Source organism: Mycobacterium sp. pR1184 (assembly GCF_041287235.1).
In the GTDB taxonomy this organism is placed as follows: Bacteria; Actinomycetota; Actinomycetes; order Mycobacteriales; family Mycobacteriaceae; genus Mycobacterium.
This window is the reverse complement of the sequence record NZ_JBGGKR010000004.1, coordinates 74,768-88,991: the sequence shown is the minus strand read 5'-3', so window position 1 is coordinate 88,991 and position 14,224 is coordinate 74,768. Positions and strand designations below refer to the sequence as shown.

Genomic DNA, 14,224 nt, shown 5'->3' with positions numbered 1-14,224 from the left:
AGCAAATATTCCGACCTTCTTCCCCGCAGAGGAGCGGCTTCAATGAGCATCACCGTGTACACCAAGCCGGCATGTGTGCAGTGCAGCGCCACTTACAAGGCTCTCGAGAAGCAGGGCCTGGCGTACGAGAAGGTCGACATCAGCCTGGACGCCGAAGCGCGCGACTACGTGATGGCATTGGGCTATCTGCAGGCGCCCGTCGTGGTGGCAGGAAACGACCACTGGTCGGGCTTCCGGCCGGACCGCATCAAGGCGCTCGCTGGAGCCGCGCTCAGCGCCTGATGCAGTAGATGAGCAAGTAAGGAGGTTGCGGTGCCATGGATAGCACGCAGCGCAACCTGGTCTATTTTTCGTCGGTGTCGGAGAACACCCACCGCTTCGTGCAGAAGCTGGGTGTTCCCGCCACGCGAATCCCGCTGCACGGCCGCATCGAGGTCGACGACCCGTACGTATTGATACTGCCCACGTACGGCGGCGGGAAGGCCACACCTGACATCAACAACGGTGGCTATGTCCCCAAGCAGGTCATCGCCTTTTTGAACAACGAGCACAACAGGTCGTTGATCCGCGGCGTCATCGCGGCGGGCAACAACAACTTCGGTGCCGAATTCGCCTATGCGGGCAACGTGGTTTCCCGCAAATGTGGCGTGCCCTACCTCTACCGCTTCGAACTGATGGGTACCCCGGACGACGTGGAAGCCGTTCGCGCGGGCTTGGAAGAATTCTGGAAGGACCAGACGTGCCACCAACCGTCACTGCAGAGCCTGTAACCACCGGAGCCCACGCGTTGCCGGGGGAGACCGACTACCACGCGCTCAACGCGATGCTGAATCTGTACGACAAAGACGGCAAGATTCAGTTCGATAAGGACCGCGAGGCTGCGCATCAGTACTTCCTGCAGCACGTCAACCAGAACACGGTGTTCTTCCACAATCAGGACGAGAAGCTCGACTACCTGATCAAGGAGAATTACTACGAGCGCGAGGTGCTCGACCAGTACAGCCGCAACTTCGTCAAGACGCTGCTGGACCGCGCCTATGCCAAGAAGTTCCGGTTCCCGACCTTCCTCGGGGCCTTCAAGTACTACACCTCGTACACGCTGAAGACGTTCGACGGAAAGCGCTACCTCGAGCGCTTCGAGGACCGCGTCGTGATGGTCGCGCTCACGCTGGCCGCCGGCGACAACGCGCTGGCCGAGAAACTCGTCGACGAGATCATCGACGGCCGGTTCCAGCCGGCGACCCCGACGTTTTTGAACTCGGGCAAGAAGCAGCGCGGCGAGCCGGTGAGCTGCTTCTTGCTGCGCATCGAGGACAACATGGAGTCGATCGGGCGTTCGATCAACTCCGCGCTGCAGCTGTCCAAGCGTGGTGGGGGAGTTGCGTTGTTGCTGAGCAACATTCGCGAACACGGCGCTCCGATCAAGAACATCGAGAACCAATCCTCGGGTGTCATCCCGATCATGAAACTGCTCGAGGACTCGTTCTCCTACGCCAATCAACTGGGTGCGCGTCAAGGCGCGGGCGCGGTGTACCTGCACGCGCACCACCCGGACATCTACCGGTTCCTGGACACCAAGCGCGAGAACGCCGACGAGAAAATCCGGATCAAGACGCTGAGCCTCGGTGTGGTGATTCCCGACATCACCTTCGAGCTCGCCAAGAAGAACGAGGACATGTACCTGTTCTCGCCGTATGACGTCGAGCGGGTTTACGGCGTGCCGTTCGCCGACATCTCGGTCACCGAGAAGTACTACGAGATGGTCGATGACGCGCGCATCCGCAAGACCAAGATCAAGGCGCGCGAATTCTTCCAGACGCTGGCCGAGCTGCAGTTCGAGTCCGGCTACCCGTACATCATGTACGAGGACACCGTGAACCGGGCCAACCCGATCGAGGGCAAGATCACGCACTCGAACCTGTGCTCGGAGATTCTGCAGGTATCCACGCCGTCGTTGTTCAACGAAGACTTGTCGTATGCCAAAGTGGGCAAGGACATTTCGTGCAACCTGGGTTCGCTGAACATCGCGAAGGCCATGGACTCGCCGGACTTCGCCCAGACCATTGAGGTGGCGATCCGGGCGCTGACCGCGGTGAGCGACCAGACGCACATCTGGTCGGTGCCGTCAATCGAGCAGGGCAACAACGAATCCCACGCGATTGGGCTGGGGCAGATGAACCTGCACGGCTATCTGGCTCGCGAGCGCATCTTGTACGGCTCCGAAGAAGGTGTCGACTTCACCAACATGTACTTCTACACCGTGCTCTACCACGCGCTGCGGGCGTCGAATCGCATTGCGATCGAACGCGGTACCAAGTTCGGTGGTTTCGACAAGTCGAAGTACGCCTCGGGCGAGTTCTTCGACAAGTACACCGAGCAGGTGTGGGAGCCGGCCACTGCGCGGGTGCGGGAGCTGTTCGCCGAGGCGGGCATCCGCATTCCGACGCAAGAGGATTGGCAGCGGCTCAAGGAATCGGTGCAACAGCACGGCATCTACAACCAGAACCTGCAGGCCGTGCCGCCGACGGGGTCGATCTCCTACATCAACCACTCGACGAGTTCGATTCACCCGGTGGCTTCCAAGATCGAGATCCGTAAGGAAGGCAAGATCGGGCGGGTCTATTACCCGGCGCCGTATCTGACCAACGACAACCTGGAGTACTACCAGGACGCCTACGAGATCGGCTACGAGAAGATCATCGACACCTATGCCGCGGCTACCCAGCACGTGGACCAGGGCCTGTCACTGACGCTGTTCTTCAAGGACACTGCCACCACCCGCGACGTGAACAAGGCGCAGATCTACGCCTGGCGCAAGGGAATCAAGACGCTGTACTACATCCGGCTGCGGCAGATGGCTCTGGAAGGAACCGAGGTCGAGGGCTGCGTCTCCTGCATGCTGTAAACCCGTATGCCCTCAAGCCGCGGCGAGTGTGAATCTGGCGACGGCTCAACGGCGTGTCGCGTCGTCAGATCCACACTCGGGGGGTGGATAGCGCCCATAGGTTGTAACTGAGGTCTCGTCATCGGACAACGCGGTAGCGCAGATGCGCTACGCCGGGAGCCTCGAGCACCCGAACCAGTTCGAGTTGTGGCCGACCTGGCGCAAAGCCATCGAGTAGTCGCTCGCCGGATCCGAGGATCACCGGGTTTAGCTGAAGATCGATCTCGTCGACGATCCCCGCCTCGATCGCCTGTCGGGCGCAGGAAGCGCCTCCCGCGATGGAGATGGGTCGGTCGCCGGCGGCGGACCTGGCTTGGGCATACGCCGATTCGACCCCGTCGGTGACGAAGTAGAACGTTGTGCCACCGTCCATCTCGATGGGGTCCCGCGCGAAGTGGGTGAGCACGAACACCGGGCAGTGGTAGGGCGGGACGGCGCCCCACCAACCCCGCCATTGCGAGTCCCCCCATTCGCCGCGCACCGGACCGAACATGTTGCGGCCCATGATTGTTGCACCCATCCCGTCCAACATGTCTGCGACCACGCGCCGATTCACCGGATGATCCTTGGCGGGGCCCAGATGCCAATCGTGCAGGGCTCTGCCGCCAATGCCGAGCGGCTCGTCTTCGCTCTGCTCGGGTCCCGCAACGTAGCCGTCGGCGGAGATCGACATCGAAAGATTGGTTCTGGGCATACCCACTCCGACTCTGTTGCGCAGGAAAACTCACCGGTGAGGCGCGCCGAGTGTGACTCTGACGACGGTTTCACGGCGTGTCGCGTCGTGAGGTTCACACTCGGCGGGGCGTGTACAAGGCAGTCTGCCCAGGTCAGCGCCTGCTGCGCGGTATGGTGCTTGATGTGGTGAGAGTGCCCCGACCTGCCAGACCCCACCCGAGCGTAAAGCCGGGAGCCAAGGTCGACGCGCGCAGCGAGCGTTGGCGTGAACATCGCAAGAAGGTACGCGGCGAAATCGTCGAGGCGGCGTTTCGCGCGATCGACCGGCTGGGACCCGAGCTGAGTGTGCGGGAGATCGCCGAAGAGGCCGGCACCGCCAAGCCGAAGATCTACCGCCACTTCCACGACAAGTCCGACCTGTTCCAGGCGATCGGCGAGCGGCTGCGCGACATGCTGTGGGCGGCGATCTTCCCCTCGATCGACCTGGCCACCGATTCGGCCCGCGAGATCGTCCGGCGCAGCGTCGACGAGTACGTCAACCTGGTCGACAAGCACCCCAACGTGCTGCGCGTGTTCATTTCGGCGCGCTCCGGAGCGACCACCGAGTCGACGGTGCGCACCCTGAACGAGGGTCGTCAGATCACGCTGACCATCGCCGACATGTTCGACAACGAGCTCAAGGACTTCAAGCTCGACCACGCCGCCTTCGAACTGGCCGCACACGCGGCCTTCGGATCGGCGGCGTCGTCCACCGAGTGGTGGCTGGGCGAACCTGGCAGCCCCCGACGCATGCCGCGTGATCAGTTCGTCGCCCACCTGACCACGATCATGATGGGGGTCATCGTCGGCACCGCCGAGGCGCTGGGCATCGCGGTCGACCCTGATCAGCCGGTACACAGCGCCGTGCGGAGTAACCCCGCGGCCAGCTGAGGACTAAAGGCCCGTTGACATCAGCAGGGCTTTCGTCAAGACTCGGTCTCAATCGATACCGCCGGTACCGGGTATCTACCTTAGCCGGCCCCGAGTAAACATGGGTGCGGCGGCAAACGCGCGAGCCGATAAGCCAATAGAAGGACCGATCCACTGTGACCGATGCATTGACACAAGCCGAAGCAAACCCAGTTTCGGGGCGCGAGGCCCCGGCACCGGTGCACACCCGCGCGCTGATCATCGGGACCGGGTTCTCCGGGCTGGGCATGGGGATCAAGCTGCAGCAGCAGGGCGTGGACTTCGTGATCCTGGAGAAAGCCGATGACGTCGGCGGAACCTGGCGCGACAACAGCTACCCCGGGTGTGCCTGCGACATCCCGTCGCACCTGTACTCGTTCTCCTTCGAACCCAAGCCGGACTGGAAAAACCCGTTCTCCTACCAGCCCGAGATCTGGGACTACCTCAAGGGCGTCACCGAGAAGTACGGGCTGCGCCGCTACATCGAATTCAATTCGCTGGTCGATCGCGGACATTGGGATGACGACGAACACCGCTGGCACGTGTTCACCACCGATGGACGCGAATACGTCGCCCAGTTCCTGATCTCGGGCGCCGGCGCGCTGCACATCCCGTCAATCCCCGAGATCGAGGGTCGCGACGAATTCCGCGGTCCCGCTTTCCATTCCGCGCAGTGGGACCACAGCGTCGACCTCACCGGCAAGCGGGTGGCAATGATCGGGACCGGCGCCAGCGCGATCCAGATCGTCCCCGAGATCGTCGGGCAGGTCGGCGAGCTCCAGCTCTACCAACGCACCCCGCCGTGGGTGGTCCCGCGGTCGAACCCGGATCTGCCGGTGGCGCTGCGCCGGGCCATGGAGAACGTCCCCGGGCTGCGCGCCCTGGTGCGGCTGGTCATCTACTGGGGACAGGAGGCGCTGGCATTCGGCATGACGAAGCGGCCGAACGCGCTGAAATTCATTGAGGCGTACTGCAAGTACAACATCCGCCGCTCGGTCAAGGACCGCGAGCTGCGCCGCAAGCTGATCCCGAACTACCGCATCGGCTGCAAGCGAATTCTGAACTCGTCGACGTATTACCGCGCGGTCGCCGACCCGAAGACCGAACTGATCACCGACGGCATTACCCGAATCACGCCCGACGGGATCGTGACGGCCGATGGCACCGAACACCCGGTCGACGTAATCGTCTATGGCACCGGCTTTCACGTCACCGACTCCTACACCTATGTCCAGATCAAGGGACGTCACGGTGAGGACTTGGTCGACCGCTGGAACCGCGAGGGCATCGGTGCGCACCGGGGGATCACCGTCGCCGACATGCCCAACCTGTTCTTTCTGTTGGGTCCCAACACCGGGCTGGGGCACAACTCGGTGGTGTTCATGATCGAGTCCCAGATCCGCTATGTCGCCGACGCGATCAAGAAGTGCGACAAATTCGGCGCGCAGGCGCTGGCGCCGACTCGCGCGGCACAGGACAAGTTCAACGACGAGTTGCAGGAGCAGCTCAAGGGGTCGGTGTGGAACAGCGGCGGTTGCAGCAGCTGGTATCTCGACGAGCACGGCAAGAACACCGTGCTGTGGGGCGGCTACACCTGGCAGTACTGGCGTTCCACCCGCTCGGTCAAGCCCGAGGAATATCAATTCTTCGGCGTGCGCAGCGGGTCACGCGCTGTGCGCTCCGCGGTGGCCGCGCAGGGCTGAGCGCTGCCGCTTAGCGATAACCGCAGTTCAGGACTCCCAAAACCAGTGGGCAGGCTTTAGACTCGGAGGTTTATGAGCGCGTATCAGACCGTCGTGGTCGGCACCGATGGCTCGGACTCGTCGCTGCGTGCGGTCGACCGCGCGGCCGCGATCGCTGCGGGAGACGGTACGAAATTGATCATTGCGACGGCACATCCCCCCGTCGCTGAGGAACGCGGTCGCTACGCGATCCCGCCGGGCAGCGACCACGGTCAGGACTACCGGACGGTGGGCCAGGCCCCCTATTACGCGATCCTGCACAACGCCAGGGAGCGGGCGCACCAAGCCGGGGCCAGGAACGTGGAGGAAAAGGCGATCGTCGGTGCGCCCATCACCGCGCTGGTGCAGCTCGCCGAGGAGGTCGGCGCCGACCTGCTGGTCGTCGGAAACGTCGGTCTCGCCAGCGTCGCGGGGCGGTTGCTGGGATCGGTCCCCTCCGAAGTCTCCCGCCGGGCCAAGATGGACGTCCTGATCGTCCACACCTCCGACTAGCGCGTCGTCCGGCTTTAGCCGCTGATTGAAGTCGTTGCAGGGCTTAACTTTCCACGTCGCCGCGCATCCTTGGCAAAGGACCGAAGGTTCAAGCCGACGATCCGGTCCAGGACCCGGTCCGAGACGACGCGGCTGACCCGCAGCAGGATCGCGGCGTCGCGCCCGATTGTGTAGCGAGTCCGCGGGCGAGTGGCCGTGGCCGCCTTGGCGATGACTGTCGCGGCATGCTCGGCAGAAACGCCGACCTCGCCGAACGATCGGGCCTGTGCGATGACGGCCGCGGCGAGATCGCCATACCGGGCGACCTGGGTGTCGGTCATGTTGGCCTGCAGCTCTTCGGCGGTGGCGATGCCACGCTCGGCCATTTCGGTCTTGACCGCGCCGGGTTCGACGACGACCACTTTGATGCCGAGTTCGGCGACCTCACGCCGCAGCGCGTCACTGACCGCCTCGAGGGCGAACTTCGAACCGGCGTAGGCGCCGTAAGTCGGCAGCACCACCTTTCCCCCAACGGAACTGATGTTCACGACGGTGCCGGCGCTGAGCAGCAGCGCCGGCAACAGCGCCTGGGTCATCGCGATGTGACCGAACAGATTTACCTCGAACTGCTTGCGCCACTGGGTAATCGGCAAGGCTTCTACCGGCGCGTTGATCGCGATGCCGGCGTTGTTGATCAACGCGCGCAATGGACGATGCAGTGGATCGTGGGCGACCCGCTCGGCGATCGCGGCCACGTCCGATTCCATGGTGATATCGACAATGACGGGTTCGATGCCCTCGGTGCGCAACGCGTCGGCGTCGGCGTCGCGGCGAACACCGGCCAGCACATGAAAACCTCTGCGGGCCAGTTCTTTTGCCGTTGCCGCCCCGATGCCGGTGGAAGCGCCGGTCACGACGATCAGTTCCTGACGGTCGATACGATTCGAGGAATTCATGGCAATCTCCATCCGGTGACGAGCCTTTGAGTTGACGTTGTCAACTGAAGTTAGGCGGTTGAGTTGACATTGTCAACTGGGAGGCTGGCTTATGCTCGGCGGGTGACGACACGCGCGGAGAGTGCTGCGGCGACACGCCGCTCACTGCTCGAGGCCGCCGAGGTGTTACTCGATCTCGGCGGAGTCGAAGCGGTGACGCTGCGCGAAGTCGGTGCTCGGGCAGGTGTTTCGCGCTCGGCGGCCTATCGCCACTTCGCCGACAAGGAGTCGCTGCTGGCGGTGGTGGCCATGAACGCCTTGAGCGAATTGGGCGACGCGCTGCAGGCATTGGTTGACAGCGACGATTCGCCCGAGGAGTGCTTGCGCACCGGGCTACTTTCGTTGATCGATATCGGCCGTACCCGGCCCCACCTGTACCGGTTGATGTTCACCCCACCGGCGGGCGATCCGACCGAGGCGATGCGGGTGGCCCAACGCGCGCAGGATTTGTTTCTGGACATCGTGGGTCGCATTACCGGTCCGCAGCAAGCGAGTCGCTACGCAGCCCTGCTGTTGACCAGTGCCCACGGCATCACGGGCCTGGATCTGAGCGGTCACATGGATTTGGACAAGTGGCACACCGACGCCGAGGAGCTCGTCGACACCCTCATCTCGCTACTGCCCAAAGCGGAGTAGATCGGCGAAAGCCTGCGCGGCGGCGTCCACACCGGCATCGTCGTTGGTTGCCACCAAATCCAGCAGCAGCCCCCGGGTGACGGCCAGGCCGAGCCTGGCCATCGCCGAGTCTCCCGTGCCTTTCGCGGCGGCATCCACCGCGGTCAGCCAACCATCGACGGCGCCGGGAACCATTCGGGCGAAAGGCTTTTCGCCTTGGGCGGCGCGGGCATAGCACTCGAAAAAGAGGCGCTCCAGCCGTCGTAGCTCCGGCCGGCGCAGATCGGCCCACATCGCGGTAAAGCCGTCGGCGGCGTCCGCCGGCAACTCGGAGAGCAGACTCATCTGGCGTTGCTCGACCTCCTCGACGACCGCCAGTAGCAGGTCCTCTCGAGACCCGAAGTGGTGCAGCAACATTCGGTGACTGGTGCCGACGGCATCGGCTATATCGCGCAGGGATCGGTCGCCGATGCCACCGTCGGCGAATTCGTCGATCAGCGCGTCGAGGAGCTGCCGGCGCCGCGCCAGGTCAGGGGTGCGGACCATGGGCCCGGCTGAGCTGCTCCGAGCGGGCCTTGAGTCCTTGGGCTTCCAGTTCGAGAAAGCGTTTGGTCTTCTTGGCCATCAGCCGCCCGACGAGCGCGCCGAGGACGCCGCCCTGATCGAGTTGCTGGCGCACCAGGGTGCGGCCGTCCGGTTGGCCGATGACATCGTGGCGGGCGCTGACCAGAACGCCGGGGGAGCGCTGCACCCAGGTCCAGGACGACCCCGGGTCGAGCTCGGTAACCTGCCAGACCAGCTTCTGCATGCCGGGCTGCTTGATCGCGAACCGTTTGCCGATGGCCAGGACGGGTCCATCCAGCCCGGTAAGCGATGTCACCGACGCGGTCCAGTCGGGCCAGTGCTCGACATCGGTGAAGACATCCCAGACCAATTGCGGCGCGGCATCGATCTCGATGCTGTCTTCGTTAAACATGTACCAGATGGTACATGAAACCGAACGCCGCGAACAGGGGCGCTGCCGACTCTTCCGCGTTCGCTTAGGCGCTTCCCGCCGACCGAATGAGTAGCCCACTACGCTATCGGGCTTGCGGGCCGCGAGATAAATCTTTTCCACACAACGGATTACACCTCACGAGAGGAGCAAGACAATGTCGGACGTCATTGCGGCAGCCTCGTTGCCGGAGACACTGGTGGCTCGTCTACGAGAGCTCGAGGAGCGGCCTGGCTTGCAGGTGAACCGCATTCCGGTGTTGACCACAACAGTCGGTCAGCGCGAGATTCTCGACACCGCGGGCGACGCGGTGCTGGAACTGGATGCTGCCCCGCTTGCGACGCTCGCCGTGCTGAGCCCGCGCCGGCCCGCGGTCGACGGAGTCGCGTGGCTCGATTTCGAAACCGTCGCTTACTACACGGCCGGCGCCAACGCGTTCGCGTCAGTCGGTACGTTCACGGGCAACGCGCAGTTTCAGCCGTATCTGCGGCTCACGCTGGCGAAGGCGCCGGCGGGGCGCGGGGTCTTGGTCACCTGTCGGGCGACAAGCATCGCGGTAGGACCGCACTACCCGGGGTACTACCGCGTGGAAGGCCCTGGTGTGGCGGCCAGTTTCGAGGACAACGCCAGACCCACCACGTTCACCTTCGTCGTCCCGGCCGGCGGTAGCGGACCTGTCGAAATCAAGATCTACACCGACGCCGACAGGATTCAGCTCTGGGCTTTCTACGACTGCACGATCACCCAGATGTAGTCGAGGCCGGTCGCGTCGAGTACGTCGCGGCGCCCACAAGCGCACGCACTAGGCCTTCACTCGTGCGTTGAGGTGCTCGAGTGCCGCTTCGGCGCCGTTCCACCCGGGGATGCCGGTGACTCCCGGGCCCGGATGGGTGCACTGGCCGCAGAGGAAGAGCCCGTCGACCGGGGTGGCGAACTTGTCGGCTCCTTCGACGACGCGACCGGTCCACAGCTGGTTGGGCTGCAACAACCCGTGCGAGTAGTCGCCGGCGTGTGCGCTGAACGTGCTGCCGAAGTAGCGGTTGGAGAACACGACTCGGTTGGTCACCGAGTCGGCGAACCCGGGCGCGAACTTGTCGAAGATCCCGACGCAGGTGTCGGCGTATTGCTCTTTCCAGCTTCGATTTTCGTCGGCGTCCAGCCCGGTGGGGAAGTAGGGCGTGAAAATCGTTGCGCTGTGCTTGCCTTCGGGCGCCAGCGACGAGTCGACCATGCTGGGGATGTACAGGTAGGTGGGCGGAGCGTCGGGCAGCATGCCCTTGCGGTATTGCTCCCACGCGTCGCTGATGTATTCCGGCGACGGCGCGTAGGCGACTGTCGGACACCACTGGCCGTTGTCGTGCAGGTAGGGCTGCAGGCGCTCGATCCATTGTGGCGCTTGGTCAATGGTGAGATGGGCCTGGATGTATCCCAGGTTGAAGTTGATCTCCTTGATCTTGCGGATGTAGTCGGGCGGAAAGTTCTGCGCGCCGGCCAGATTCACGAAGGTGGTGTAAGGGTCGAGCGAGGAGAGCACGGCGTCGGCGGAAATCGTTGTGCCATCGCGCAATTGGACACCGGTAGCGCGTCCGTTCTCGACCAGGATCTCCTTGACGTGCTGTTTGCACTGCACCTCGGCGCCCAGCGATTCGGCGCGCCGGCACAGCGCGGTGCTCAACGCGCCGATGCCGCCGCGCGGCATGATGTATTCGACGTTGCCGCCGCCGATCAGGTAGTGGTACAGCGTCGATGCATTCGAGCCCGGTGTCCAGGGTCCGCCGTCGAACGCGTCGATCGACATCGCGGCCAGCGAGCCCTGGATGCAGCGGCCCTGGTCGGGTGCAAGGAAGCGCCGGACGGTGTCCATCGTGCTGCCGTACCACATTTGGGCGAAGTCGTGCCGGTCCGCAGGCGTGGGCTGCGAGGCGATCACTTCGATGATGTCCAGCGGCGGACCGAATGCAGAGTCGACGAAGTAGGGCGCGAATCTTCCTAGGTGCGCGAACAATCCGCCGAGCGCCGTCGCGACGTCGGCCCCGTGATCCTCGAGGAGATGGCGCCCCATCCGCTCCAGGTCGTTGTACATCACGAATGGGGTGTCTTCGGCTTCAGTGCCGGGGCCGAACGTGCACGTCGACGTCCACTGATCCATCAGCTCGAAGCCCCACTTCGTGAGCTCCAGCCGGTCGGTCATCTCCTGGCGCCAGATCAGCACGGCCCAGGCGCCGACGCTGTGCTTGTACCCGTCGAAGAGTTCGCGGGTCGCGGCCATGCCGCCAAGGAAGTGGGCGCGTTCCAGGACGAGCACTTTCGCACCGTTCTTGGCCAGCACATTCGCGGCAACTAATCCGTTGTGACCTGCTCCGATGATGATCGCGTCATAGTCGGCCATGCTGACTCCTCGCTGAGTGATCCCGGCTCCAGGCACAATGTCATACCTGACATATTTGCGTCAATGCTGACATTTGGTGTCTGCTTGCCGGGTGGAATCTCGTAGTCAGCGCACGCGTCAGGCCTTGATCCAGGCGGCGATGAAGCGCTTCGTCGCCGATGGCGTGCACCGAACGAGCGTGTCCGACATCGCCGCCGATGTCGGCGTCACCGAGCGCACCTTTTATCGGCACTTCCCGTCCAAGCACGCGGTGATCTTCGCCGACTACGACATCGGCTTCGAATGGTTCGCCCGCGCACTGGCTTTGCGCCCGCACGGTGAACCCATCACCGCCTCGGTGCGAAAAGCCGTGGACGCCTTCCCTTTTGACTTCGCGATGGTCCGTGAGGCCGCCACTATCCGGTCGCGTGACCTCGACCAGGACATCATCACCACCCACATCGGACGGATGCGCGACCAGGTCGCCGACGAGATCAGCCGGTTCATCCACGCGCGATCGAAGCCGACCGGCTTGGCCGTTGAAGCGGCCATGATCGCCGACATCGCGGCGCACAGCCTGGCAACGGCGGTTTTCGCCTCGCTGGAGGCGTGGATGAGCAAAGGCGGCGAGGATATCGACGAGCTGAGCCGGCTGACCGACATCGCGCTGAGGGCGCTGGAAGACGGGCTCACGCACACCCTGCGTACAGCCGGATTGGATTAATCCGCGCGACACGTAGACACAACGTGTTGTGTTACAGCCGCTTGTCGGCCCCCAGGGGTAGTGTTTGTGGTCCAAGTAGCAGCAAACAGTCCAGCAGCCAATATGGTGTGTGAAGTGGGGTTCTGGTGACCGAAAACATGAAGCTGATCGACCGTGCTTCGGCGATCAACTGGAACCGGGTGCAAGACGAGAAAGACGCCGAGGTCTGGGACCGGCTGACCGGAAACTTCTGGCTGCCGGAGAAGGTGCCGGTGTCCAATGACATTCCGTCGTGGGGGACGCTGACCGCCAACGAGAAGCAGCTCACGATGCGCGTCTTCACCGGGCTGACGCTGCTGGACACCATCCAGGGGACCGTCGGCGCGGTCAGCCTGATTCCCGATGCGTTGACGCCGCACGAGCAGGCCGTCTACACCAACATCGCGTTCATGGAGTCGGTGCACGCCAAGAGCTACAGCTCGATCTTCTCCACGCTGTGCTCCACGAACGAGATCGACGACGCCTTCCGCTGGTCTGAGGAGAACCCCAATCTGCAGCGCAAGGCCGAGATCGTCATGGAGTACTACCGGGGCGACGAGCCGCTCAAGCGCAAGGTGGCCTCCACGCTGCTGGAGAGCTTCCTTTTCTACTCGGGCTTCTACCTGCCGATGTACTGGTCGAGCCGGGCCAAGCTGACCAACACGGCAGACATGATCCGCCTGATCATCCGCGACGAGGCGGTGCACGGTTACTACATCGGCTACAAGTTCCAGCGCGGGCTGGCGATGGTCGACGAGACCAAGCGCGCCGAGCTCAAGGACTACACCTACGAGCTGCTCTTCGAGCTCTACGACAACGAGGTGGAGTACACCCAGGACCTCTACGACGAGGTCGGGCTGACCGAGGACGTCAAGAAGTTCCTGCGCTACAACGCAAACAAGGCGCTGATGAACCTGGGCTACGAGGCGCTGTTCCCGCGCGACGAGACCGACGTGAACCCGGCGATCCTGTCGGCACTCTCGCCGAACGCCGACGAGAACCACGACTTCTTCTCCGGCTCCGGGTCTTCCTACGTCATCGGCAAGGCCGTCGTCACCGAAGACGAGGACTGGGACTTCTAACGCCGCAGCCCGCGTTGCCCGTTGCTACTCAGGGCAGGATGAGCAGGGTGGGTAGTGAGGACTCCGTCGGCGCGGCCGACTTCCGGCGCGCGTTGGCGCTCATTCAGCACGGGGAGCGCGGCGACGAAGCCGGCATGCGCGTCATCCTCGACGACGAGGTCATTCCGAGTGAGCGGCTTCCGCAGCTGATCCGCGCCACCGTCTCGATCTTCTGGCAACTGGTGGCTCAGCTGTGCGAACCGCACGAAATCGCGGAGATCGGCCAAACCATGACTCAGGCGTCCGGCCTCGACGAGGTCGAGCTCGAACGTGACAACCGGCTGGTGGCCCGGATGGCGATGGCCCAACACGCGGAAGATCCCGGCGTCGAATACGAGGTGCTGGCCGACGCGGACGCCACGCCCGACGGTCTGGTCCGCCTCGCTCTCACCGCTGCCGGTGTCGTCTCGGCGATGCTGCCTCAGTTGCGCACCGACGTCGGCCGGCAATTGCTCAACAAGTTGGCGATGCAGGCCCTGCGCGAAGAGAACAGCTGATCCGCAACTAGCTGGATGCCCACATTTTGGGTGGTCTTCGGTGCGCGCCGATAGCCTGCGCCCATGACACAGGCTGTGGTCGCACCGCATCGCCGTAGGTCGCGACGCAAAC

The 14,224-nt window shown here is 63.7% G+C and carries 16 protein-coding genes; 11 read left to right on the top strand and 5 right to left on the bottom strand.

Translation table 11 applies throughout. The features are described from left to right. The first annotated feature begins 42 nt into the window (after positions 1–42). From ACAG21_RS08685 to nrdE, 3 genes are read left to right on the top strand one after another with little or no spacing between them, the layout of a single operon-like run. The gene (locus ACAG21_RS08685) at positions 43–282 is read left to right on the top strand and encodes a redoxin NrdH (RefSeq protein ID WP_239722534.1); all 240 of its coding nucleotides are present in this window, start codon (positions 43–45) and stop codon (positions 280–282) included. 35 nt (positions 283–317) lie between these two features. Next, the gene (nrdI, locus tag ACAG21_RS08680) at positions 318–770 is read left to right on the top strand and encodes a class Ib ribonucleoside-diphosphate reductase assembly flavoprotein NrdI (RefSeq protein ID WP_370495588.1); all 453 of its coding nucleotides are present in this window, start codon (positions 318–320) and stop codon (positions 768–770) included. Further along, positions 740–2,905, top strand: coding sequence for a class 1b ribonucleoside-diphosphate reductase subunit alpha (gene nrdE / locus ACAG21_RS08675; protein WP_370495587.1), 2,166 nt, complete (start codon positions 740–742; stop codon positions 2,903–2,905). The genes nrdI and nrdE overlap by 31 nt, the downstream gene beginning before the upstream one ends. Positions 2,906–3,023: 118 nt before the next feature. On the opposite strand, the gene ACAG21_RS08670 is transcribed toward nrdE, so the two are convergent. After that, complete coding sequence (locus ACAG21_RS08670; protein WP_370495586.1) at positions 3,024–3,638, bottom strand: dihydrofolate reductase family protein; 615 nt, start codon at positions 3,636–3,638, stop codon at positions 3,024–3,026. 164 nt (positions 3,639–3,802) lie between these two features. On the opposite strand from ACAG21_RS08670, the gene ACAG21_RS08665 reads away from it, so the two are divergent. The 3 genes from ACAG21_RS08665 to ACAG21_RS08655 all read left to right on the top strand — a co-directional run bounded on the left by ACAG21_RS08665 (position 3,803) and on the right by ACAG21_RS08655 (position 6,801). Then, positions 3,803–4,549, top strand: coding sequence for a TetR/AcrR family transcriptional regulator (locus ACAG21_RS08665; RefSeq protein WP_370495585.1), 747 nt, complete (start codon positions 3,803–3,805; stop codon positions 4,547–4,549). Between the two features lie 167 nt (positions 4,550–4,716). Then, positions 4,717–6,270, top strand: a complete 1,554-nt coding sequence (locus ACAG21_RS08660; protein WP_370495889.1) for a flavin-containing monooxygenase — start codon at positions 4,717–4,719, stop codon at positions 6,268–6,270. Positions 6,271–6,342: 72 nt separating this feature from the next. Beyond that, a complete protein-coding gene (locus tag ACAG21_RS08655) occupies positions 6,343–6,801 on the top strand; it encodes a universal stress protein (RefSeq protein ID WP_370495583.1) in 459 nt (152 codons plus the stop codon). A gap of 14 nt (positions 6,802–6,815) precedes the next feature. On the opposite strand, the gene ACAG21_RS08650 is transcribed toward ACAG21_RS08655, so the two are convergent. Continuing rightward, a complete protein-coding gene (locus ACAG21_RS08650; protein ID WP_370495582.1) occupies positions 6,816–7,736 on the bottom strand; it encodes an SDR family NAD(P)-dependent oxidoreductase in 921 nt (306 codons plus the stop codon). A 102-nt stretch (positions 7,737–7,838) separates the two neighbouring features. Here ACAG21_RS08650 and ACAG21_RS08645 point away from each other — a divergent pair, with 102 nt between their 5' ends. Then, positions 7,839–8,411: a TetR/AcrR family transcriptional regulator gene (locus ACAG21_RS08645; protein WP_370495581.1), complete on the top strand. Its 573-nt coding sequence runs from the start codon at positions 7,839–7,841 to the stop codon at positions 8,409–8,411. Here ACAG21_RS08645 and ACAG21_RS08640 read toward each other — a convergent pair. Both ACAG21_RS08640 and ACAG21_RS08635 read right to left on the bottom strand, forming a co-directional pair. Continuing rightward, positions 8,391–8,936, bottom strand: coding sequence for a TetR/AcrR family transcriptional regulator (locus tag ACAG21_RS08640; protein ID WP_370495580.1), 546 nt, complete (start codon positions 8,934–8,936; stop codon positions 8,391–8,393). The two genes, ACAG21_RS08645 and ACAG21_RS08640, sit on opposite strands and share 21 nt — an antisense overlap. Next, positions 8,920–9,366, bottom strand: coding sequence for an SRPBCC family protein (locus ACAG21_RS08635; protein ID WP_370495579.1), 447 nt, complete (start codon positions 9,364–9,366; stop codon positions 8,920–8,922). The genes ACAG21_RS08640 and ACAG21_RS08635 overlap by 17 nt, the downstream gene beginning before the upstream one ends. 175 nt (positions 9,367–9,541) lie before the next feature. On the opposite strand from ACAG21_RS08635, the gene ACAG21_RS08630 reads away from it, so the two are divergent. Further along, on the top strand, positions 9,542–10,138 hold the full coding sequence (locus ACAG21_RS08630) for a hypothetical protein (RefSeq protein WP_370495578.1): 597 nt from the start codon (positions 9,542–9,544) through the stop codon (positions 10,136–10,138). Positions 10,139–10,186: 48 nt separating this feature from the next. Here ACAG21_RS08630 and ACAG21_RS08625 read toward each other — a convergent pair whose 3' ends face one another. After that, positions 10,187–11,773, bottom strand: coding sequence for a phytoene desaturase family protein (locus ACAG21_RS08625; RefSeq protein ID WP_370495577.1), 1,587 nt, complete (start codon positions 11,771–11,773; stop codon positions 10,187–10,189). Between the two features lie 91 nt (positions 11,774–11,864). Here ACAG21_RS08625 and ACAG21_RS08620 point away from each other — a divergent pair, with 91 nt between their 5' ends. The 3 genes from ACAG21_RS08620 to ACAG21_RS08610 all read left to right on the top strand — a co-directional run bounded on the left by ACAG21_RS08620 (position 11,865) and on the right by ACAG21_RS08610 (position 14,112). Then, complete coding sequence (locus ACAG21_RS08620; protein WP_370495576.1) at positions 11,865–12,476, top strand: TetR/AcrR family transcriptional regulator; 612 nt, start codon at positions 11,865–11,867, stop codon at positions 12,474–12,476. A gap of 125 nt (positions 12,477–12,601) precedes the next feature. Beyond that, positions 12,602–13,576 (top strand): class 1b ribonucleoside-diphosphate reductase subunit beta, encoded by a 975-nt coding sequence (nrdF, locus tag ACAG21_RS08615; RefSeq protein ID WP_207768481.1) that lies wholly within the window; start codon positions 12,602–12,604, stop codon positions 13,574–13,576. Between the two features lie 38 nt (positions 13,577–13,614). Then, positions 13,615–14,112: a hypothetical protein gene (locus ACAG21_RS08610; RefSeq protein ID WP_370495575.1), complete on the top strand. Its 498-nt coding sequence runs from the start codon at positions 13,615–13,617 to the stop codon at positions 14,110–14,112. The last annotated feature ends 112 nt before the right edge of the window (positions 14,113–14,224 follow it).